The following is a 21895-nucleotide window of genomic DNA, read 5'->3' as shown; positions in this document are numbered from 1 at the left end:
TATGTTTGTCACTGTGAAAAAAATTGCGTTGTTCTTGGGCGTTTTTAGCGCCGCCGCTCTTGTTCTGAGCTGCCCCGCTCCGGCCGCCGCGGAAGGCCTTTCCGTGCAGGAATCTATACAGAGGGCCGTTGATACAAATCCCGAGGCGCAGGCGAAGCTTCACGCCTTTAGAGCCTCGCTGCGGGACTGGCAGGCCGCCTTCGGCGGATACAGGCCGAAGCTGGACGCCTACGCCGGCATCGGAAGAGAGAACCTCGACGGCGAGGGATACAACGGGAGCGACCTTTTCGACTATACAAGAGACGGCGCTTCGCTCATCCTCACCCAGCCGATCTACGACGGCAATCTGACGCGCAGCCAGGTGCGGCGCTACGAATACGCTAAAAACATGCGCTACTTCGACCTTTCGGCAAAGCTTGAAGAGGTGGCCTACGCCGGCTTCCGCTGTCATCAGGACGTCATCAGATACCGCAAGGCGGTCGCTATGGCCAGAAACAACGTCGCGCGCCACGAAGAACTGCTGGCAAAGGTCAAAAAGAGAGCCATCGCCGGAGTAGACAGCAAGGTCAACCTTGAGACCGCGATGGGACGTCTGGCGCTCGCAAAGGTCAACTGCCTGACGGAGGAGAGCAACCTGCACGACACAATAACGCAGTATGTGCGCGTCACGGGAATAGAGCCGGCAGAGCAGATGGAAGAGGCCGTCATCGAAGTGACTCTGCCCGAGCAGCCAGAGGCCTGCGTGACAGAGGCGCTGACCGGCAACCCGCAGGTCGCGTCGTACAAAGAAAACACCAATTCAATGCGGCACGCCATACAGGAGCAGGCGTCGCGCATGAGGCCGAAGCTTGATTTCCGCGCCGGAGTGAATCTCGATCACGACACAGACGGCAACAAGGGACGCCGCGATAAATCATGGGTGGAGCTCATGTTCCGCTACAACCTCTACAACGGCGGCATAGACAAAGCCAATATAAAAAAGTCCGAGGAACAGTATCAGGAATCCGAAGAGGTATTCAAAAAAATAGAGCGCGACGTCAGACAGGCCGTGCTGATAGCGTATAACGACGTGAAAAATATCGAACTTCAGATCCCGAACCTTGAGGAACATAAAAAGGCGGCGCAGGTAATGCGCACAGCCTATGTCAAACAGTTCGAGGCCGGCAGACGCACGCTGCTCGACGTCCTCGACGCTGAAAACGAGTCCTTTCAATCGGAGCTGGCTTATGTCAACGCTCTCTATAACCTTTCCTCAATGAAGGCGGACTATCTCACTTCGGTAGGCCGCCTCCTCTCCTATTACGACATCAAAAAAGTCGAAATGCCAGAGCCGCAAAAGGCCGGCATAGACATGGACAGAATAGTGAGAGAGCTGGGAAACAAGGATTAAATAATGCCAAATGAAGAACTTCCTACCACAGGGGCCGAAGTGAGCAACAGCGGCTGTGCAGAAGGAGGCAAGTGCCGCACGCAATACGGCGGCCCGCTTGCCTCCTCGCTGCTGGCCGTCGCGCGCTTTCACGGCAGGCGCATATCGCTTGACGCGATGCTGGCGGGCCTCCCTCTTGAAGGCGGCCTGCTTACGCCGTCGTCATTCTGCCGCGCCGCGGAAAAGGCGGGGCTGACCGCGCGCTTCGTCCAGGGGCCGATAGAACGGCTCAACCCCCTGCTCATGCCCGCAGTGCTGCTGCTCGAAGAAGATTCGTCGTGCGTGCTTTTTTCCGTAGACACCGAACGCGGCGCGGCCCGCGTCGTATTCCCAGAGGTCGAAGACGGAGAGGTCTCAGTCGGCCTTGAAGAGCTGGCCTCCCGCTTCAGCGGCTACGCCGTCTACATGGCTCCGCTTTTCAAATTTGACGAAAGAGCGCCAAGCTACGAAAAAGAGAAGAAGGGCCATTGGTTCTGGGAGAAAATATCCCTTCAAAGGCCGCTCTACCGCGACATCATCCTTGCCTCCGTCCTCAGCAACCTCTTTGCCTTTGCAATGCCGCTTTTTGTAATGAACGTCTACAACCGCGTCGTGCCGAACAACGCCATAGAATCCCTCTGGGTGATGGCGGTCGGCGTCTTCATAATGGTGACGGCCGACTTCGTGCTCCACATGGCGCGCGGGTATCTTGTGGACGTAGCCGCGGCCCGCACAAACTCACGCCTCTCCGGGGACATGATGCGGCAGGTGCTCGGCCTCCGCACAAAAGAGCGCCCCGCCTCCGTCGGCTCCTTCATACACAGCGTGCAGGGCTTCGAAAGCGTGCGCAGCTTCATCTCCTCCGCCACCGTATTCGCCTACGTAGACCTTCCCTTTGCTATATTCTTCCTCGCAGTCATCGCCATAATAGCGTGGCCGCTCGCAGTGCCGCTGCTCATAGGCTCCGCGCTCATACTGCTGCACGCCGTCCTCGTACAGAAACAGATGCGCGAACTTTCCGAGAAGACCAACCGCGCAAGCTCGCTCAAAAACTCAACGCTCGTAGAAAGCCTCGTCGCCATAGACACAGTAAAAACTCAGGGCGCCGAAGGGCAGATGCAGAACCGCTGGGAAAAGACCGTCGAATACCTTGAAGATATCAACATCAAGCTCCACCTGCTCTCATCCTCCGTCGTCAACTGGACTCAGTGGGTGCAGCTCACCGTCTCCATCGCGACAATGATAATAGGCGTATACGAAATAAAGACAAACACCATAAGCATGGGCAGCCTAATCGCCGCCTACATGCTCTCCTCGCGCGCAATGGCGCCCATCAGCCGCGTGGCTGGGCTCCTCATGCAGTACTACTCCACCGCAAGATCGCTTGCCGCGCTCGACGACATCATGAACAAAGAAACTGAACATCCTGATGATTCCTCCTTCCTCAGCAAACCGGAGATAACCGGCGCCGTGGAATTTAAAAACGTCACCTTCACCTACCCTGAACAGGAAAAAGCGGCGCTCACAGGCGTCAGCTTCAAAATAAACCCCGGAGAGCGCGTCGCCTTCATAGGCCCCATAGGCTCAGGGAAAACAACGCTGACAAAACTGCTGCTTGGCTTCTACCAGCCCGCAGAAGGCGGAGTCTTCGTCGACGGCATAGAGACGCGCCAGCTAGACCCGGCGGAACTCAGACGAAACATAGGCGTCGTTCCGCAGGACGTCATGCTCTTCTTCGGCTCGCTCAGAGAAAACCTGCTAATGGGCAGCCCCGGCGCAAGCGACGCGGAGCTGCTTGAAGCCTCGCGCATCGGCGGCCTCGGCGCCTTCGTCGGCGGCCATCCAAAAGGCTTTGAGATGCAGGTCGGCGAAAGAGGCGCAAGCCTCTCATGCGGACAGCGGCAGGCGGTCGCAATATCGCGCGCCGTGCTGAAAAAGCCGCCCCTGCTCATACTCGACGAACCGACCTCCTCAATGGACTCAACAAGCGAAGAGCTGATAAAGCACAACCTCATGAGCTATCTGCAAGGCAGAACGCTCTTTCTGGTAACGCATAAATCATCTCTGCTCGACCTCGCTACAAGAATAATCATCCTTGACTCAGGGCGCGTCATAGCCGACGGGCCGAAAGAGGCCGTCCTTGCGGCGCTCAAACAGGGACAGATAAGGAGGCCTGCCTGATGGAAAAAAGAGCCTATGAAAAAACAGGCAAAGCCATATCAAAAGCCGAGCGATTCGGAGAGATGCTGACGGGAAAAATATTCGCGCGCCTCTTCGGCGCAGCCGACGACGGAAGCCGCAAAGACTGGCCCGCGGAGGCCGGACTTGCGAAAAGCCTTCAGGAACCGGTCAAGACCCGATTCCTCATCTACATAATATGCGCCATATTCCTCATACTGCTGCTTTGGGCCGCGCTTGCGCCGCTTGACGAAGTGGTCCACGGCACAGGCAAGGCAAAACCCACCTCCGGCACCCAGGTGATACAGGCCGTAGACGGCGGCATGGTAGAAGAGATACTTGTCCATGAATCCGACGTAGTCCAAAAAGACGCCGTCATAATAAAAATAAACCCGACAAGATTCACCTCCTCGCTCGGCGAACGCCAGGCGCAGGTCATGTCGCTCATGGCAAAAGCCGCGCGCCTCGACGCGCTCACAAAAGGCCATCCCTTCGAGCCGGCGCAGGAAGTGATAAAAGCCGTGCCCAACATCGTCGAACACGAAAGAAAATTGTACCAGACAAGCATAGACGAACTCCGCTCAAACCTCCGCGTCGCGCGGGAACAGGCAAACCAAAGAAGACAGGAACTCGTAGAGGCCGCGGCACGCCTCTCGCAGCTCACAAGCGCCTGCGAACTGGCCAAAGACGAACTCAAAGCCACAAAAAACCTGCTCGCCTCAGGCGCAGTCTCCGAACTGGAAGTCATACGCCTCCAAAAAGAAAGCGCGCGCGCCATAGGCGACAGAAATCAGGCGCAGGCCCAGCTCACCAGAACAAAAGCCGCCATCAACGAAGCCGACGGACAACTGCGCGAAACCGAATTTCGCTTCACAAACGCGTGGCGCAACGAACTGACAGCGACGCTGCGCGAACTTGAAAGCCTCACCGAAGGCAACAAAGCGCTCGTAGACCGCGTCTCACAGGCCGAAATAAAAGCGCCCATAAGCGGCACAATAAAAAGGCTCTTCGTCAACACCACCGGCGCGGTCGTAATGCCGGGAGGCTCCGTAGCGGAAATAGTCTCAGACGAAGACGAACTCGTAGTCGAAGCGCAGCTCTCGCCAAACGACAGAGCCTTCGTACGCGCGGGACAAAAAGTCATAGTCAAATTCACAGCCTACGAGTACGCCGTCTACGGCGGACTGGACGGCGCAGTAGAATACATAGGCCCAGACACGATAACAGACGAACGAGGCAACACCTACTACACGGTGCGCATCAAGACCACAAAAAAAGAATTTGGCGCGGACAAACCGATACTTCCGGGAATGGTGGCGCAGGTCGACATCATCACAGGCAAAAAAACAATACTTTCGTACCTCCTCAAGCCTCTTATGAGGGCGAAAGAAAAAGCGTTCAGAGAACATTAAAATTGAGGAGGAATTGACATGGCAAACGAATACGTAGTAAAAATCGTAACAGGCGAAGTTTTTATAAAAGACGAAACAGGGCGCATCTCACGCATAACAGCAGGACAGAGGCTCAAAGACGGCGACGAAATAATCACAAAAAACGGCCATATAGAACTTGAAGACCCTAACGGAGCCACGCGCGAAATAGCGCCAAACGCCGACGTCATCCTTGGCGACGCAGGCGTGCAGGAAACCGTGCCAGACGACATCGACGCGAAAACCGCACCCGAGATACCCGACAAACCAGACCAGCGGCAGAAAACAGACGACGCGCAGCAGGATGGCGCCCCGCAAACCATGGAAGACGGCACCGCGCACTCATTTGTAAAAACGCCCCGCATAGAATACAAAGAAGACTTCAACCTGGGCTACGGACGCGACGTAAACACCACCGAAGAGCTGGCGGGCCGCGCTACCCTCAACCCGCGCGTGAAATTTGCCTACAACGCCTCCATAACAGAAGAAACCACCTCATACCACGACCCCATACGCGACTTTGAGGGAAGACGCGACGACGGCTGGCACAGCGGCGAAAAAATGCGCCCCTCATACGAAGAACTGGAACGCCCCATATCCACAGACACGGGAATAAACCCTCCGACGCCGCACAGCATGGCCGTGCGCACGCTGGAAGACGGCTTCGTTAGGATAAACCCGCTTGAAAACTACGAACGGCTGGACGGCTTCAGCCTCACCGCAGCCACCGCCGACGCCGCGCACGGCAAAGTCTCCATAGGCGCGGACGGCGCGCTCATCTACACGCCAAACCCCGACTTCCACGGAGAAGACACAATAACCTGCGTCTTCCACGACCAGTCAAACAGGACATACACCTCCGAGGTCAGCGTCACCGTAGGCTCCGTCTCCGACACGACAAACGACGCGGGCTCCACCGACGAAAACACCCCCATCACAATAGACCTCCTCAAAAACGACACCTTCGCGGACGGCGCCAAAATCACCGAAGTGACACAGGGCAGCCACGGCACAATAACGATAACCGCCGACAACAAAGTCATATACACGCCGACGGACCAAAGCCTCGCCGCAGGAGAATCGCAGACCGACAGCTTCACCTACACAGTAACGACCATAGCCGGAAACACAGAGACCGCCACCGTAACGGTAACCTACGACGGAGCAAACGACGCGCCGCTATGGAAATCGGACGCTGTCGGCGCAGTAAAAGAGGACGCGGCGGCAAGCGCATCAACTACAGGGACGCTTGCCCGCGGCGAACACTTTACAGACGCGGACATCAGCGACAACAGCTTCACCACGACTGGAATAAAATACGGGGCCACTGATGGGGTCGTAGACGGCAGCACCTATTTACAAGGCGCATACGGAAAGCTGACCATAGATCAAAACGGAAACTATACATACAAAGCGGACACAGGCGACAGCAACGCAAAAATCAACGCGCTGGAAGAGGGAGAAAAAACAGATGATATCTTCACGGCGACGATTTCAGACGGCAAAGGCGGTTCTGTAGACATTCCCATCGTCATAACAGTAACTGGCACGAACGACGCGCCGCAAATCACAGTAGAACCTGCCACCACAGACAACGATTCGGACGCCCTGACAGAGGACGCGCCTCTGACCGCCAGCCATACGCTGACGCTTAAAGACGTAGATGTAAAAGATATAGTACATGTCAAAGTCATTGAAGTAAAGGCAAACGGCGTAACGAACGGCCTGCCGTCAGATAACGACGCCCTTAAATCAATGCTGGGACTGCCCTCCGGGCCGGTGCTCGGGGACGGAGATACAGACAAACAGTTCACATGGCACTTCAACGCCGGAAACGAAAAATTCGATTATCTAGCGAACGGTGAAACGCTCGAACTAACATACACAGTCCAGGCCACCGACAGCCAAAACGCCTCCGACACCCACCAAATAACAATCACAATAACCGGCACAAACGACGCGCCGATTGTCTCCGCTATTACAGGAGAGGTCGCAGAGGACGCAGACAAAACGGCTGCGCAAAACGATGCGCTCTTCGTCTCTGGAAACGTAATAACAGACCACGTTACGGATGTAGACGTAAGCGATATACATGCTATAAGCGCCGTTGACGGCGAGGCTGCAAAAGTCGGCTCCGTAGTCAATGGAGCGTATGGAGATATTACAATCAGCGCTGACGGCTCGTATAAATACACCCTGCGCAACGACGACACCAACGTTCAGGCTTTAGCTGAAAACGAGACGCATGACGAGGTATTTACGGTCACAGTCTCGGACGGCCACGGCGGAACCACAGACCAGACAATAACCGTCACCGTACACGGCACCAACGACGCGCCTACCGCTGTCAACAACGAGGGCTCGGTAGTCGAGGATACGAGAACCATAACAAACGAAAGTCATACGACCTCCGACGGGAACATTCTTAAAAACGACGCGGACGTAGACAACGCGCATACGTTAACGGTCTTCAAAGTTGCAGACAGTGAAGCCAACGTAAACAACGCCGTTACGGGCGTCTACGGCTCCGTCACTATAAAAGCTGACGGAACATACACATACGACCTCGACAACGCAAACGCCAATGTACAGGCTCTGCGCGTTGGAGAGACTATAACAGATACGTTCAATGTAGTGATAAAAGACGAACATGGCGCCACGGCAAGCGAGACTCTTACTATAACCATAACAGGGACAAACGACGCGCCTGTGATTTCTCTGTCCGGAACAGACAGCGACAGTGCGGGCCTTACAGAAACAAACGCGGCTCTCACTACAGCAGGCACGCTCTCCGTCTCCGATGTGGACACTAAAGACAGCGTCACACCTTCCGTGACAGAGGTCAAAATTGCGAACAGCGGAACTTTCGACGCTACAAAAATACCGCAGGAGACACTAAACAAACTGCTGTCGATGCTTGCTGTGGATAATTCGGCCGTCATTGGAAATACTGCCAACGACGGGACTATCAACTGGAATTTCAATTCCGGAACGGAGACCTTTAACTTCCTTCCGAAGGGTGAAACTATCGTCATTGAATATGTAGTCAAGGCGACGGATGATTCCAGCGCGGCAAATAACAATGACGCGCAGACCATAACCATAACGATAACCGGAACAGATGACGCGCCCGCCGTAGCGCCAGATACAAGCAACGCCGATGAGGATGTCACTCAAAGCGGCAACGTGTTGACCAATGACACGGACGACCCTGATTATGGAGAAGGGCTTGTGGTCACAAAGTTTAGAGTTGAAGGCGACTTAAACGAACATGCTCCCGGAGAGACGGTCACAATAGATAAGGTTGGCAGCCTCACATTAAAGGCAGACGGAAGCTGGACTTTTACGCCAGTCCAAAACTATCATGGCTCTGTGCCTGTAGTGACCTATACGGTGACGAACGGCCTTTCCGCCTCTGTTGATACCTACTACACAGCTGATTCAACGCTGACAATAACGATAAATCCCGAGGCAGATGCACCTAGCCTTGTTGATATCGACAAAGCGACGCCGGAAGATACTGCTGTCGCGCTAGGCCTCACATGTCCTTCCGTCTCCGATTCTCTGAACGGAGAAAGGCTTGGAGCTATAACCATAGACGGCATAGACAACGGATGCAAGCTGACAAAGGCTGACGGAACTTCTTTATATACAAGCCCCTCAGATAACGGCTCTGTGAAGATAATCATCGTCGGGACATCAGGCACAACGGCCGCGGACACAACTTTGCATTACAGCGGCATAGACACGACGGGTGCAATCTTCCTGACGCGGGAGGAGTTCGCAGCTCTAAAATTCATCCCAGCGGCAGATAGCCATAATGATGTAGACATGAAGCTCAAAGTGGACAGCTACGAAGTCGACAAAAGCGGAAATCCGCTCGCTCCGGCAAACAGCGCAAATACGACCATCGACATCCACGTTGAAGTGCAGGCTGTAACGGACGACGTTGCACTTGACTTTAACCCAGGAGCTACAAGTAGCGGCGTGGTCATAGATGCCTCCAGCACCTCCGATAAGGGCATATTGACTATAAAAGAGGACGCGACATTCAACCTAAAAGATCTTCTTACAAAGACATTCAACGATACCGACGGCAGCGAAGGCCGCACCATCACACTAAGCGGCATCCCGAAAGGAACAGCCATCAACGGAACCACAATAAACATAGACAACGGGACATGGAGTGCCGCCCTGGGCAAAGATGGCGCTATGCCAGATATCCAAGTTACGCCCGGGAAAAATTTCAGCGGCGACTTCTCTCAAATAACAGTTACGCTTAGTGCAAAAGACACCGACAGCGATTCAACCGTGACGACAGTTACAGAGTCAGACTCTATAACGCTGGTTATCCATGTTGATCCGGTGGCAGGCGACGTCAGCGCAGGCGATGTGACAACAACAGAAGATTCCGCCGTTGATTTCCTGAAAAACCTGAAACTCACCGACGGTGACAACAGCGAAAAAATAACCTCCATAACCGTCAATGATGTGCCCGCTGGCTGGGCAATATATGATAGCGCCGGGAATCTTGTGTTTACTGGTGACGGCGCAAAAAATTATTCCATTGCCGCAGCAGATATAACCGGAAATAAATACGCCGACTATAAGATCCTGCCGCCCAAAAATTCAAGCGCCGACGCCAAGCTTAACATCACAGTGGGCACAGAAGACACCGGAAATGGCAAAACGGACACAGCGGACAAAGCTCTTGATATCGAAGTCACTGTCACGCCGATAGCCGAAAGGGTGCAAGGAACCGGCGACCCGACGCCGGCTGACAGCAATCATGAGCTTACGATGAATGGCAACCACGCATACACCACTCCCGGCACTGAAGACACATGGTTTGACCTTAAGACTGACGGGGTGGATTTAAAAACTCCGTGGAAGAACCTAGATACCGATAACTCTGGGGCGGAAAAGACTTATGCGTTGTTTACTCCTGTTCTTCTAACCAACGGAATTGCCGGAGAGAGCGCTATTGGCTCCTCTTTTCGATACAGCACAGACGGCGGGATAACATGGATAGAAATAAAATATACAGGCGAGCCGATCAAAATAGAGTCACAATATCTGGACACCGTTGAATTCAAGGCTCCCGATAACGTCTCTGGAACCTTTAAAATCGGAATGCAGGCATATACGGAAGATTTCGACGCGGATACTGGAACCAAAGTGACAAACACTTCGGGCGCCGCAGAACTTACTGACATCGTCATTGCCCCTGTTCCGGACGGCATTTATACAATAGCGGCGGCGCAGGCCAAAGGCGAAGAGGACACCTTTATAAACCTTTCCATCAAACCCGCCAGCGTAGACCCGTCGGAGACTTTCAATGTGACGATAGACGGAGTACCAAAAGACGCGACCATTAAATACGACGGCGTTGAGTATACTGCCACAAGCCCAAATGTAAGCGGAAGTGGAATAACGGTTGTTAAAAACGCAGACGGTTCGTTTAAAATAACTATCGACAACTTTGATACCACTAAGCTTTTTATCAGGCCGCCAACGGACAGCAACGTAGATTTTGATCTTACGGTAACGGGCGTATCTGTGGACGGCGCAGCAACCTCCACGCCATACCCTGCAACTGGCGGCATAACGCTCCATGTTGACGTAGTAGGCGTGGCCGACGATGTTACTGTCGTAAATAACCCCGTCGCGTCCGGAACCACAGCGTTTACAGAGGCTCAGGCTGAGACCGGCGGCATCCCTATCAGCAGCTTCATCGTCAAGCAGGCGGACAAAACGGATACGTCAGAAATAGTGACCGTGAGGATCACGGGGCTTCAGGAGGGCTTTTCTCTTTCGGGAGCCAACGTTCAGTTCCTCGGCGGTACAGGAGCTGGCAGGTCATGGCTCGTCACCAATCCTACAGACAAGGATTTCATTACGACCCCTCCAAACTTCAGCGGAGAGATAAAATTCCAGGCCCAGGCAGTCTCCACAGAAAACGACGGTAATTCGAAACAATCTAGCATGACCGACGTGACAGTGGTTGTAACTCCAACGCCGGAGGCAGCGATACATTCGTCTGTCGAGGCGTCGGAGGATGTGCTGACGCAAGTATCGTTTGACGTAGTGCATAACAATGGCGATACGGATGAAACAGTGGCCTATGTGCTCCTAAAGATAACGGATGTAGACGGAAACGGCGGCAAACATTTTACTCTTTCATATTCCGAGAACGGAACGACAGGCCAAAGCCTTGCCGCTGCCGCCGCAGGCAACATAACAGGAATAACCATAGAGAACGGCTATTATAAAATATCCGGCGACGCAATGGGCAAGATATTTATTAAGGGCGCTCAGGACTGGTCCGGCTCGGAAACATTTGAAGTAAAGTACGGCATCACCGACTTCAAAAATGCGGAGCAAACAGCGACTATTGATTCTGTGACCATCAAATCTGATTTGACCGACGGATACAAGGTCACAGTCAAACCGGTAACGGACGAAGCTAATATGGATGTCATCAATGACGGCGACATCACTGTTAGCTCAGGCAAAGCTACAGCAACAGACAACGACGTCACCGTCACTGGCTCCGCGTCGTTTGATATCACTGTAGACGTGAAGCCGCCTGTCGATCAAGACGGAAGCGAACGGCTCGTGATGATACGCGTTGAAGGCATACCAGACGGCGTAAGACTTGTTGGCGGTACATATCTTGGCGACGACGGCAGCGGAAAAAATACCGGCGTTTGGGTCTTGAAGTACCAAGGCACTGGAAACGAATTTAATGGCAATGATTCAATAGAAAAAACGCTCCAGTTTGCTGTCGATGAAAGCAACAGAAACCTCTGGGCCTGGAACGGCAAAGATGCGACGATCACGGTGACAGGCGTGACGCAGGACAGCTCCGGCTCGCTTACGGGAGCGGAACTGGATACAGGCACGGACGCATCGTGGAATCTGCATATCAACTTCCCCACTGGTGACAAGGGCGTTGATATCCAGGCTCCAGACGTCATGCTCATCAAAGGCACCGGAACAATCGAAGATTCATCGGATACCACGATGTGGACTCTCTTCCAAGCGCAATTTGTCAAAGACGGAACAACCGACGTTGACAACAGTGGAGTCTACCGTTTTGAAATAACTGTGAACGGCCTGCCGACCGGCTCGGAGATCAACGGCAGCGCTGTCACCGGCGGCAAATACATTATCACGGGATGCGGAAACAATGCCGATCTACAGAGCGTTCTTGAAAATCTGAAGGTGACCCTGCCTGAAGATTTCAACTCAAACAACGGCGCTACAAACCTAAATATCGAATGGTCCACTCATGGCTGGGATAACGACGGAGATACCGCCAACAATGGAGGACTGGAACAGAGCGGCAGCGTTGTTATACAACCTGACGTCGCCCCCGTCACCGACGCCATGATACTTCAACTCACATCAACAAACACATCTGTTGCTGAGAACCAAAAAGGCGAAAATCACCAAATTGATTTTTCGCTCAACCTTCAGGACGGCCCCGACGGTACGCATAGCAATATAGTGAACGGGGGAAAATTATATATCAAGATGGACGGAGCCGGCGCCTCAGACACGCTTGTCTATAACGGCACAATATATGCTCTTGAGACAGTATCCGGCGTATCCGGCATTGCTAACGGCTCGTATTATGTAATTGAGGGCGTCACAAAAGGAAGCTCCATTGACTTTACCTACCAGCCGGCCGATTATTATTCAGGGTCGTTTGTGCTTACGGCAATGCTGCTCGTACAGGAACAGGGAGCTTCAAATACTGATATTGTGACCTCAATAAGCAACAAGCTGAATATCGAAGTAGCACCAATCGACAGCGGCTATGACATTCATACTGCGGATGCCTCCGGCAAAGAAGACGCGCTTATAAAGCTCAATATCACAAGCACTGGACTCATAGACAACGACGGCTCAGAAAAAGCGTACAGCGCGGTGCTCTCCGGATTCAGCGACAATGCCGATAAGTATACCGTATGGTACGGCGACTCGGACGACGGCGCAGGCGCGACAATTGCCTCAAAGATGTGGAACGGCACTGAATATGTATGGTCAATAAAATTAAACGCAGACGGCTCTATTCCAAACGTCTTTGTCCAATCGCTTGACAACTACAGCGGGGTGGAAAATCTGACGCTTTCCGTGCTCTCCGGCGAAGGAGCTCTGCTCCCCGCAGCCTCTGCACATTCTGATAACTTTCAGATTACATTTGAAGCGGTCGCCGACGGTATCTCATCGTTTGCGCCAACGCGCGCCGTAGGCATGGAGGGCAGCTTTATAAACTTAAACCCCAACGCTACAGTCATCGACACCGACGGCTCTGAAACGGTCAGCATCAGCATAAAGGGGCTTGGCGATGGAGTCTCTTTCTATAATTCGCATGACGATGTATTTCTGACCGCAACCTATGATTCAGCAACTGACGCTTACACAGTCTCAGGCATAGAGCACGAGAGACTCGGCGATCTCCAATTCCTGCATACAGCAACTGGTGGCGTAAAAGAGGCGTATATGGATATCTGGACTGTAGAAGGATCTAGCACCTCTGTCTCCACTCATAGCGGATATGAGAAATTTGATGTTGAAATATCAAACGCCGCTCCCGGAAATGGAGACGATATGCTTATATATAAAGGCAGAGCTGCCGCTGCGTATGACGGAGGCGAAGGCCGTGATACTCTAGTGATGCCGAATTATCATACTGACCTCACTAATAACAACATCGATTTCAACGGCAGTGTAAATATCAAAAACATCGAGGTAATAGACTTAAGAAATGGAGACCATACCTTAGACCACCTCTCCGCGAAAGATGTGCTTGACATGACGGACAGCGGCCATACCCTCACAATCAACGGAGAGAACGGTGATGCTGTAAAGTTGACTGATTTGCTTGGTAACGATAGTGATGGAATGTGGGAGACCACTACTAAGGACGCAGATTACACCACATACACGGGGCACGTAGGCGGGGATGAAGTTATTCTTAAAATCGCAAACGAGATAATGGGAAATCCTGCGTCCGGTTTAAATAATTAAGTTCATTTTGGGCCGCTCTAATTTATAGAGCGGCCCAAAAGCTCCAGTACAGCAAGTATTATATGATTCTTATACTTAACATCGCAAAAGCTTTAGAAAACTTTAATATATAAAATACAGAGACAAAAGCAGCTTAAAAGCATTTGACGCTCTTTGACTTTTACGTATAATAATAAATAAACAGTCAAGGAGGTGTACGATGTATAAAACAAAGATATTGCGGATCGTGGCGGCGCTTGCGCTGATGTTTGCGGTTTTCTGTTTCTTCCGCACTCAGGAGGCGGGCAAAGAGGCGGGCGTTGCTGCGCCTGCGGCCTACACCGCTTACAGCGGGGAATTTTTGTGGCGCGCCACGATAAGCGGAGACATTATGGAGCTTGAGTTTGGGACTTCCCCGCTTGAACAGCTGACAGTTGAACGTAAAAGCATAGAAAACGGCGAAGTTTTTACAGGTAAACTGCCCGGAGCGAATGAGGCAAGTAAAGAGGCCGAGGTGGGGCTTAAGATAATTTTCACCAAATCAAAGGACGACAACGGATTTGAGAATGAATACAGCTCCGTCCTGACGTTCAAAGGAAAAGATTATGACGGCTGCGCCAAGCGCGGAGTGGTTGAACGCGCCGACACATAAACGGCGCGCGGCCCATTTATAGAGCATGCGAAAAGAGCGGCGCGCAGCCTGCGCGGTCCCCTTTTCGCATGCTTTTTATTTTAGCAGGTGGCGCCGCCCGTTGCGTGCAGCTCGGACTCTATTATCTGATCTTTTCTTGCGAGGATCTCTCCCTCGGTGATTTCCTTTTCCACGTAGTCAAAGCCAAGGCGCGCTATTGTCGAGGAGAAGCGTTCGCCCGTTCTGCCCTGCTCACGATAAAGCAGAAGCGCTCTTTCGAGAACCTCTAGCGTCTCTTCCTTTGTGGTGAAAACTTTTGAAAGCGCGCGTCCGACGGCGACGTTCTTTCCCCATCTGCCGCCGATATACACCTTAAAGCCGCGCGCGCCGTCTTCTATTGCGTCAAAGACGCACTTGCCAACGCAGAGGCCGCAGTTGTTGCAGAGCGTTTTATCTATCTTGAGCGCTCCGTCCGTAAGTTTTGCCGCACCCGTCGGGCAGGCCTTTTCTACCGCGCACTTCTTGCAGCCGCTGCAATCGTCCTCATCGTAGGCCGGTACAAGCTGTCCGATTATGCCAAAGTCGTTCAAGTCCGGCTTGACGCAGTTGTTGGGGCATCCGCCGACGGCTATTTTAAATTTATGGGGCAGTTTCACGCTCCTGTATCCTTTGTAAAAACGTTTGTGTATCTCTTCGGAGAGGGCGAAGGCGTCTATCAAACCGTACTGGCAGGTGGTGCCTTTACAGCAGACGACTGGGCGCACTTTGGAGCCGGTGCCGCCGGTCTCAAGTCCGGCCTCGGCGATGTAGGCGCGGAAGTCCTCTATCTTCTCAAATGGGACGCCCTGACATTCGAGCGTCAGGCGCGTGGTCATGGTGACGACGCCGTTTCCGAATTTGTTTGCGGCCTCAGAGAGCCGGATGTTTTGGTCGGCTGTTATTTTGCCGTTGACGGTGATTATCCTGGCTGAAAAATTATCCGTCCCCTTGTTCCTTAAAAAACCTAACGCCTTTACGGCCTTTTCCTGTTCAGGCGTCACTATGCACGCTGCCATCGTCATTTCCCCTTAGTCTTCGTTTTTGATTTCGTTGAAGGTGTGTCCGCCTTCAAGCACCTTTGTGTTTACGTATCCGTAAAATTTGAGCCTGTTTTGCGCAAGGTAGGCCCTCTTGCCCTTCGCGCAGACGAGCAGCAGTTTTTCATCTTTTTTATATTCTTCAAGCGGGCCGTTTATCTTCAACAGGTCCAGATACGGCGCGTTTTTGAGCGACGGCTGGATGGATACGTCTATCGTCCTGTAGTCGGAGGCGGCTCCGTTTGCGTATTCAAGCGGAGTGAAGGTCTCAAAGTCGCCGTTTATTTTGTTTATAAGAACGTTGACCGCATGTACGAACGGGTGTATCGCCGTGGAGAACGGCGGCGCGTAGGCGAGGTCCATGTTTTCAAGGTCCGAAAGGGTGGCGTTCATTGTGAGGGCCACCGCAGCCATGTCTATCAGCTTGTCGACCGCGCCTGTGCCCAGCGCGTGTATGCCCAGGAATTTTCCAGTTTTTCTGTCGGCGGTCAGCTTTATTATAAAGTTTGACGCGCCGGGATAGTAGTGGGCTTTGTCGTCCACAACGCTCACAGCGGATACAACGTCCCAGCCAGCGGCCCTTGCTGCGGCCTCCGAAAGCCCCGTGCGCCCGACGTTGAGGCCGGCCAGGCTGCAAATGCCGGTGCCGAGCACGCCAGCGTATGCCACCTCTTTTCCGGCCAGGCTCTGCGCGGCAAGGCGTCCTTCTATATTTGCGGAGGAGCCCATCGGCGACCACGCGGAGGCTCCGGTGAGGCGGCTGGATACGCTGACGCAGTCTCCGACGGCGTAGATGTCAGGGTCGTTTGTCATGAGCTGGCGGTTCACCTTTATGGTTTTATTGGGCAGCAGCTCTATACCGCTGTCGTTCAAAAAAGCGGTGTTCGGACGGATGCCGAGCGAGAGGATCACGGCGTCGGCTTTGAGCGAGCGTTTGTCGGTGACAACTTTTTCGGCCTTATCCGCGCCCGTTATCTCCAGCAGTTTAGCTCCTGTGAGGCAGACGACTCCCTTAGCGGCCAGATGATTTTCAACGTACCCCGCTATCTCAGGGTCAAAGCCGGGCAGTATCTGCTGCGCCATGTCGATGACGGTCACCTTTATTCCAGCCGCCGCCAAGTTTTCCGCCGTTTCAAGGCCGATGAGGCCGGCTCCGCAGACGACGGCGCGTTTTATCTCTCCGCCCGCCATAGCGCAGCGTACCGCCTCTGCGTCGTCGGGACGGCGCATGAAGAAGACGTTTTTAAGGTCGAGGCCGGGAACGGGCGGAGCTATCGGGGAAGCGCCCGTCGCTATGACAAGTTTATCGTACAAATATTCTTCATTTTGACCACTTTTTACGTCAACGGCGGTGACTTTTTTGGCCGTTCTGTCTAGAGCCACGGCCTCTTTGCCGGTGAGCACCCGAGCGCCCGTCAGCGCTGAAAATTTTTCAGGGGTGTTTACGATGAGCGAGCTTCTGTTTTCTATGACGCCGCTCAGATAATAGGGCAGGCCGCAGCCCGCGTATGATATTTCTTCATCTTTTACAAGTATCAGCACGTCCGCCGACCTGTCTTCGCGTTTGAGCTTCGCCGCCGCTTTTGTGCCAGCCGCCACTCCGCCGATGACTAAAATTTTCATTCTTTCACGCCCTTCAAATAAGTTGTTGAAAAGATTATAGCTCCTCTTATTGATTATTAATATTTATAAAATATAATGATAGATATAATTTATACTTATATCAAGGCAGGTAGAAACTATGACGCTCAACCATTTAAGGGTATTTGCAGCAGTCGCCGCAAGCGGACAGATGAGCGCCGCCGCGCGCGAGCTGCATCTTTCACAGCCGGCGGTGAGCCAGATAATCGCGGAGCTTGAACAGCATTATTCAGTGAGGCTGTTTGAACGGCTGGCAAAAAAAATATACATAACGGAAGAGGGCAAAAAATTTTTGGAGGAGGCGCGCCGTGTGCTTCTCTCTTTTGAGGAGCTTGAATACGCGATGCTGCCTGAAAAACGCAGGCACAGGCTGCGCGTCGGCTCTTCCGTCACGGTAGGCATGTGCGTGATGCCCGAAGTCTTAAAGAATTTCGCGGCTGGGATGCCCGAGACGGAGATATACAGCTTCGTCAACAACACGGAGACTATCGAGTCGATGCTTCTTTCGTCAGAACTGGACGTAGCGGTGGTCGAGGGACGCGTCAAAAGCCCCGACCTCGTTACGGAGAGGCTGATGGACGATTTTACCGTGCTCTTCTGCGCGGCGGCTCACCCCTTCGCAAAGCAGAAGACGGTGACGCTGGATGAGGCCTGCGCGGAATATTTCGTCATGCGCGAGCACGGCAGCGGCACGCGCGCCATTTTTGAAGATTTCGTAATGGCGCACGGAGGCAAGCTGAAGATAAAATGGGAGGTGGCCTGTTTTGACGCGACGCTCCGCGCCGTGACAGAGGAAGGCTGTCTTGGCGTGGCCTCTATACGGCTGCTCGCCCCGCACTTAAAAAGCGGCAGAGTGCGCGCCATCTGCGGCCCGCACAGCGACTGGGAGAGGGTGTTCTCGCTCGCCTATCACAAGAACAAATATCTTACAGACTCACTCAAAGCCTTCATTGCGGCGGCAAGAGCCTTCGACGACGGCCCTCTACCGGATAAAGAACAAATGGGGCGTCTGGTGCTATAGACTTTTTGCCGTCCGCTCCATTAACACCATGTCGCGAAGGAGTATGCCGTCTTCTATGATTGGAAGATCGTAGTTGTCAGAAAAATAATTTTTGATAAGCCCGTATTCTGAGAACCCAAGCTTTTTGTAAAAATCTACTACGGAGGTGCCAGCTCCTGTGCCTAATATGAGTTTTTGCATCTCCAGCGCATAACAACGGCAGATGAAATCTATAAGCGCGCTCCCATATCCCCGTCTCTGATATTCAGGCTTGACGGCGATATTTTTTATCTCGTAAACGCCGTGGCCGTTGTCGCATACTGCGGCTGCGGCGCGCGGTTCGTCGTCATAGAGTACAAAAAGCGACGCTGTGTTGATATATTTTTCTATCATGCTGAGCTGTTCATCGCCAATTATAAGAATCGGCAGAAAGCGCGTCTTATCCTTCTTTTCTTCTATTATCAGCATTTGCGTCAGGCTCCGGCGGCTCTTGCCAGCCTGTCTTTGAGCGCAAGGCCTATGCCTTTTTCGTCGGGCCTCTGCGCGTAGATGATCTCCGCTCCGCTTTTTTCAATGGAGCGCAGCGCGCGGAATAATTCTTTTGCGTACTCCGCGTCGTCTTTGAATATTATTTTTACCGCGGGCGTGCCGTTGGGGACGGCAGTCCCTATCCACGCCCAATTTTGCGCGTTTTGCGGCGCCTCCTCCGGCGCACAAAGGCGCAGCGGGATGGATGGCGCGTAGTGGCGGTATCTTGTGCCTGGGGAACGTTTTATCATTTTCTGATCCTGCGGGAGCAGCACCGGCCGTCCGAGCGCCGCCTCTATCTCCTCTTTCGCAAGGCCGCCGGGGCGAAGCAGCACTGGGTTTTCTCCCGTCATGTCCAGCACTGTGGACTCTACGCCGAATTTCGTTTCGCCGCCGTCTATTATGAGCGGGATTTTACCGCCTATCTCCTGCCACACTGTGGCGGCGTCCGTCGGGCTGGGACGTCCGCTTATGTTGGCGGAGGGCGCCGCTATCGGAAGCCCCGCCGCCTCTATGAGGGCCAAAGCGAAGGCGTTGTCCGGCATACGCACGGCGGCTGTAGCAAGGCCGCCTCTAGTGCGAAGCGGTATTATCTCTTTTGCGGTCAAAACGATCGAAAGCGGGCCGGGCCAGAATGTTTCCATGAGCCTGCGCGCGCCCGGCGTTATCTCAACCAGGCGCTCCGTCATTTCGATGCTTGAAACATGGAGTATGAGCGGATTGTCCGAGGGCCGTCCCTTCGTCTCGTATATGCGTGAGGCGGCCGCGGCGTCAAGCGCGTTTGCGCCAAGGCCGTAGACTGTCTCTGTCGGGATGGCTACAAGTCCGCCTGATTTTATGATATTAGAACCGCGCTCTATTATTTCGCGCTGTTCGCCGGTGAGCGTATTGATTTTTTTCTTTACGCGGCTTTCGATATCACTCATTAAGATAGGCGCCCTCCATGAAATTTTCCATAAACTGACGGCGGAAGGCGGGGAATCTTCCGTCAATAATGGCGGCCCGCGCGTCGTGCATGAGGTTGACCAAGAAATGCAGGTTGTGCCAACTGCACAGGCGCGCTGAGAGCATTTCGCCCGCCGTGTATAGGTGGCGCAGATAGGCGCGCGTGAAATTGCGGCAGACGTAGCAGCCGCATGTTGGGTCTACAGGCGTGAAATCGCGCGCGAAGCCCTGATTTTTTATGTTCATTTTTCCAAGACGCGTCAGCACCTGGCCGTTGCGCCCGTTTCTCGTAGGCAGGACGCAGTCGAACATGTCTATGCCGCGCGCCACTCCCTCAACGAGGTTGGTCGGAAACCCCACGCCCATAAGGTAGCGGGGCTTTGCCTTCGGCATGTGCGGCGAAAGCGCGTCAAGCACGCGGTACATCTCCGCGTGGCTCTCGCCGACGGAAAGCCCGCCTATGCCGTACCCCGGAAAGCCGATTTCTTCTAGCCGCTCTATACATTCAATGCGCTGGTGCTCGTATAGCGCGCCCTGTACGATGCCAAAGAGCGCCTGGTCGGTGCGGCTGTGAAAATCTGAACAGCGCTTCGCCCAGCGTATCGTGCGCTCCATCGCCTCGCGCGAATATTTTTCCGTCGTCGGCAGCGAGACGCACTCGTCAAAGGCCATCGCTATGTCGCTTCCCAGCTTCTCCTGTATCGCCATAGAATCCTCGGGGCGCATGAAATGTTTGCTGCCGTCGATGTGCGAACGAAACTCAACGCCCTCTTCGCCGATTTTGTTGAGCTTTGAGAGCGAAAATACCTGAAAGCCGCCGCTGTCGGTCAGTATCGGGTGATTCCAGCCCATGAAGCGGTGGAGGCCGCCAGCCTCCGCCACGATATCCTCACCGGGCCGCATGTTCAGATGGTAGGTATTGCCCAGTATTATCTGCGCGCCCATTTCTTCAAGCTCCGGCGGCGTCATCGACTTTACAGTAGCCTGAGTGCCGACCGGCATGAAGACGGGCGTCTTGATAACGCCGTGCGGCGTTGTGAACTCTCCCGCGCGCGCGCCGGTTTCTGGACATTCCGCAATCAATTTATATTCAAACATTTTATATCATCTGCTCCATCCAAATAGTCTTTCGCCGTTTTCCTTGACCGCCGCGCTGAATTCTTCAAGCGGCATCTTTTTGAGCATCGAAAGATACTCGTAGACGGAACGGACGTGGCGCGGCTCGTTCGCCTTGCCGCGAAAGCCCTGAGGCGCCAGGTAGGGCGAGTCCGTCTCGCAGAGAAGGCGGTCTAGCGGCACGCTCATAGCGATCTCGCGCAGCCTTTGATTTTTTGGGTATGTGATGGGGCCGGCGAAGGAGATGTAAAAGCCAAGCGCAAGCGCCGCCGCCGCGTCCTCCTCCGTGCCGGAGAAGCAATGTATGACGCCGCCTACGGAGGCCGCGTTTTGCTCTTTGAGCATAGCGAGCAGCTCTTCGTTTGCGGGGCCGGCGGCGCGATCTGCCGCGTCGCGCACGTGTATCACTATCGGCTTGCCGATTTTTTTAGCAAGCTCCACCTGCTCCGAGAATACCCGCCTCTGCACGTCGCGCGGCGAGCTGTCGTAAAAATAGTCAAGCCCTATCTCGCCTATCGCGGAGACTCTGTCGCTTTTTGCCAGCTGCGCAAGCTCGTCAAGGTAGCCGCAAGAGACCTTCGACGCCTCGTGTGGATGCACTCCGACAAGCGCGTATATCTCAGGCAAACGGCGTTTTTCTTCGGCAAGCGAGAGCGCCTCGCGGCTTGAGGCGACGTCCGACGCGGCAAAGAGCATCCTGCGTACGTCGTTTTCCGCAGCGCGGGTAAAGACCCCGTCCAGTCCGTCAGGAAAATATTCTTTATTTAAATGACAATGTGCGTCCGTTAAAAACATTTTGTATTCCTCTCAATGCAAAAATAAAATATACCCGCCTATTATACAATAAAGACAGAGATAGAGCCGCAGCCGCGGGGAGATCTCTTTTGCCCACGCTGAACTTTTCAATAAATAGGGAGAAAGCCG

General features: G+C 53.6%; 12 protein-coding genes. 6 read left to right on the top strand and 6 right to left on the bottom strand.

Annotated features, from left to right (window positions below):
* Position 1: 1 nt before the first annotated feature.
* From RRY12_00240 to RRY12_00220, 5 genes are all read left to right on the top strand, one after another.
* The gene (locus RRY12_00240; GenBank protein ID MEG2183098.1) at positions 2-1390 is read left to right on the top strand and encodes a TolC family outer membrane protein; all 1389 of its coding nucleotides are present in this window, start codon (positions 2-4) and stop codon (positions 1388-1390) included.
* 3 nt (positions 1391-1393) lie between these two features.
* Positions 1394-3589, top strand: a complete 2196-nt coding sequence (locus tag RRY12_00235) for a type I secretion system permease/ATPase (GenBank protein ID MEG2183097.1) — start codon at positions 1394-1396, stop codon at positions 3587-3589.
* On the top strand, positions 3589-4998 hold the full coding sequence (locus RRY12_00230; GenBank protein ID MEG2183096.1) for an HlyD family type I secretion periplasmic adaptor subunit: 1410 nt from the start codon (positions 3589-3591) through the stop codon (positions 4996-4998). Before RRY12_00235 ends, RRY12_00230 begins: the two co-directional genes overlap by 1 nt.
* Before the next feature lie 18 nt (positions 4999-5016).
* Positions 5017-14055, top strand: coding sequence for a VCBS domain-containing protein (locus RRY12_00225; protein MEG2183095.1), 9039 nt, complete (start codon positions 5017-5019; stop codon positions 14053-14055).
* Positions 14056-14254: 199 nt separating this feature from the next.
* Positions 14255-14686 (top strand): hypothetical protein, encoded by a 432-nt coding sequence (locus RRY12_00220; protein ID MEG2183094.1) that lies wholly within the window; start codon positions 14255-14257, stop codon positions 14684-14686.
* 80 nt (positions 14687-14766) lie between these two features.
* On the opposite strand, the gene RRY12_00215 is transcribed toward RRY12_00220, so the two are convergent.
* On the bottom strand, positions 14767-15720 hold the full coding sequence (locus tag RRY12_00215; protein MEG2183093.1) for a (4Fe-4S)-binding protein: 954 nt from the start codon (positions 15718-15720) through the stop codon (positions 14767-14769).
* Positions 15721-15732: 12 nt separating this feature from the next.
* Complete coding sequence (locus tag RRY12_00210) at positions 15733-17364, bottom strand: FAD-dependent oxidoreductase (protein MEG2183092.1); 1632 nt, start codon at positions 17362-17364, stop codon at positions 15733-15735.
* A gap of 118 nt (positions 17365-17482) precedes the next feature.
* Here RRY12_00210 and RRY12_00205 point away from each other — a divergent pair, with 118 nt between their 5' ends.
* Positions 17483-18403 carry a LysR family transcriptional regulator gene (locus tag RRY12_00205; protein ID MEG2183091.1) on the top strand — a complete coding sequence of 307 codons (921 nt, stop codon included), beginning with the start codon at positions 17483-17485 and terminating at the stop codon, positions 18401-18403.
* On the opposite strand, the gene RRY12_00200 is transcribed toward RRY12_00205, so the two are convergent.
* Genes RRY12_00200 through RRY12_00185 form a run of 4 tightly spaced genes read right to left on the bottom strand, consistent with a single transcriptional unit; the run spans position 18398 to position 21766 of the window.
* Entirely contained in the window at positions 18398-18850 is a 453-nt protein-coding gene (locus tag RRY12_00200; GenBank protein MEG2183090.1) for a GNAT family N-acetyltransferase, read from the bottom strand. The two genes, RRY12_00205 and RRY12_00200, sit on opposite strands and share 6 nt — an antisense overlap.
* Positions 18851-18855: 5 nt before the next feature.
* Positions 18856-19836, bottom strand: coding sequence for an L-threonylcarbamoyladenylate synthase (locus RRY12_00195; GenBank protein ID MEG2183089.1), 981 nt, complete (start codon positions 19834-19836; stop codon positions 18856-18858).
* Positions 19829-20953 (bottom strand): tRNA guanosine(34) transglycosylase Tgt, encoded by a 1125-nt coding sequence (gene tgt, locus RRY12_00190; protein ID MEG2183088.1) that lies wholly within the window; start codon positions 20951-20953, stop codon positions 19829-19831. The genes RRY12_00195 and tgt overlap by 8 nt, the downstream gene beginning before the upstream one ends.
* Positions 20954-20959: 6 nt before the next feature.
* A complete protein-coding gene (locus RRY12_00185) occupies positions 20960-21766 on the bottom strand; it encodes a TatD family hydrolase (GenBank protein MEG2183087.1) in 807 nt (268 codons plus the stop codon).
* Positions 21767-21895 lie beyond the last annotated feature (129 nt).

Origin of the sequence: Cloacibacillus sp. (assembly GCA_036655895.1) — a bacterium.
Taxonomy (GTDB): domain Bacteria; phylum Synergistota; class Synergistia; order Synergistales; family Synergistaceae; genus JAVVPF01.
Note: the sequence above shows the minus strand (reverse complement) of the source record. Positions and strands in the feature narration are given on the sequence as shown.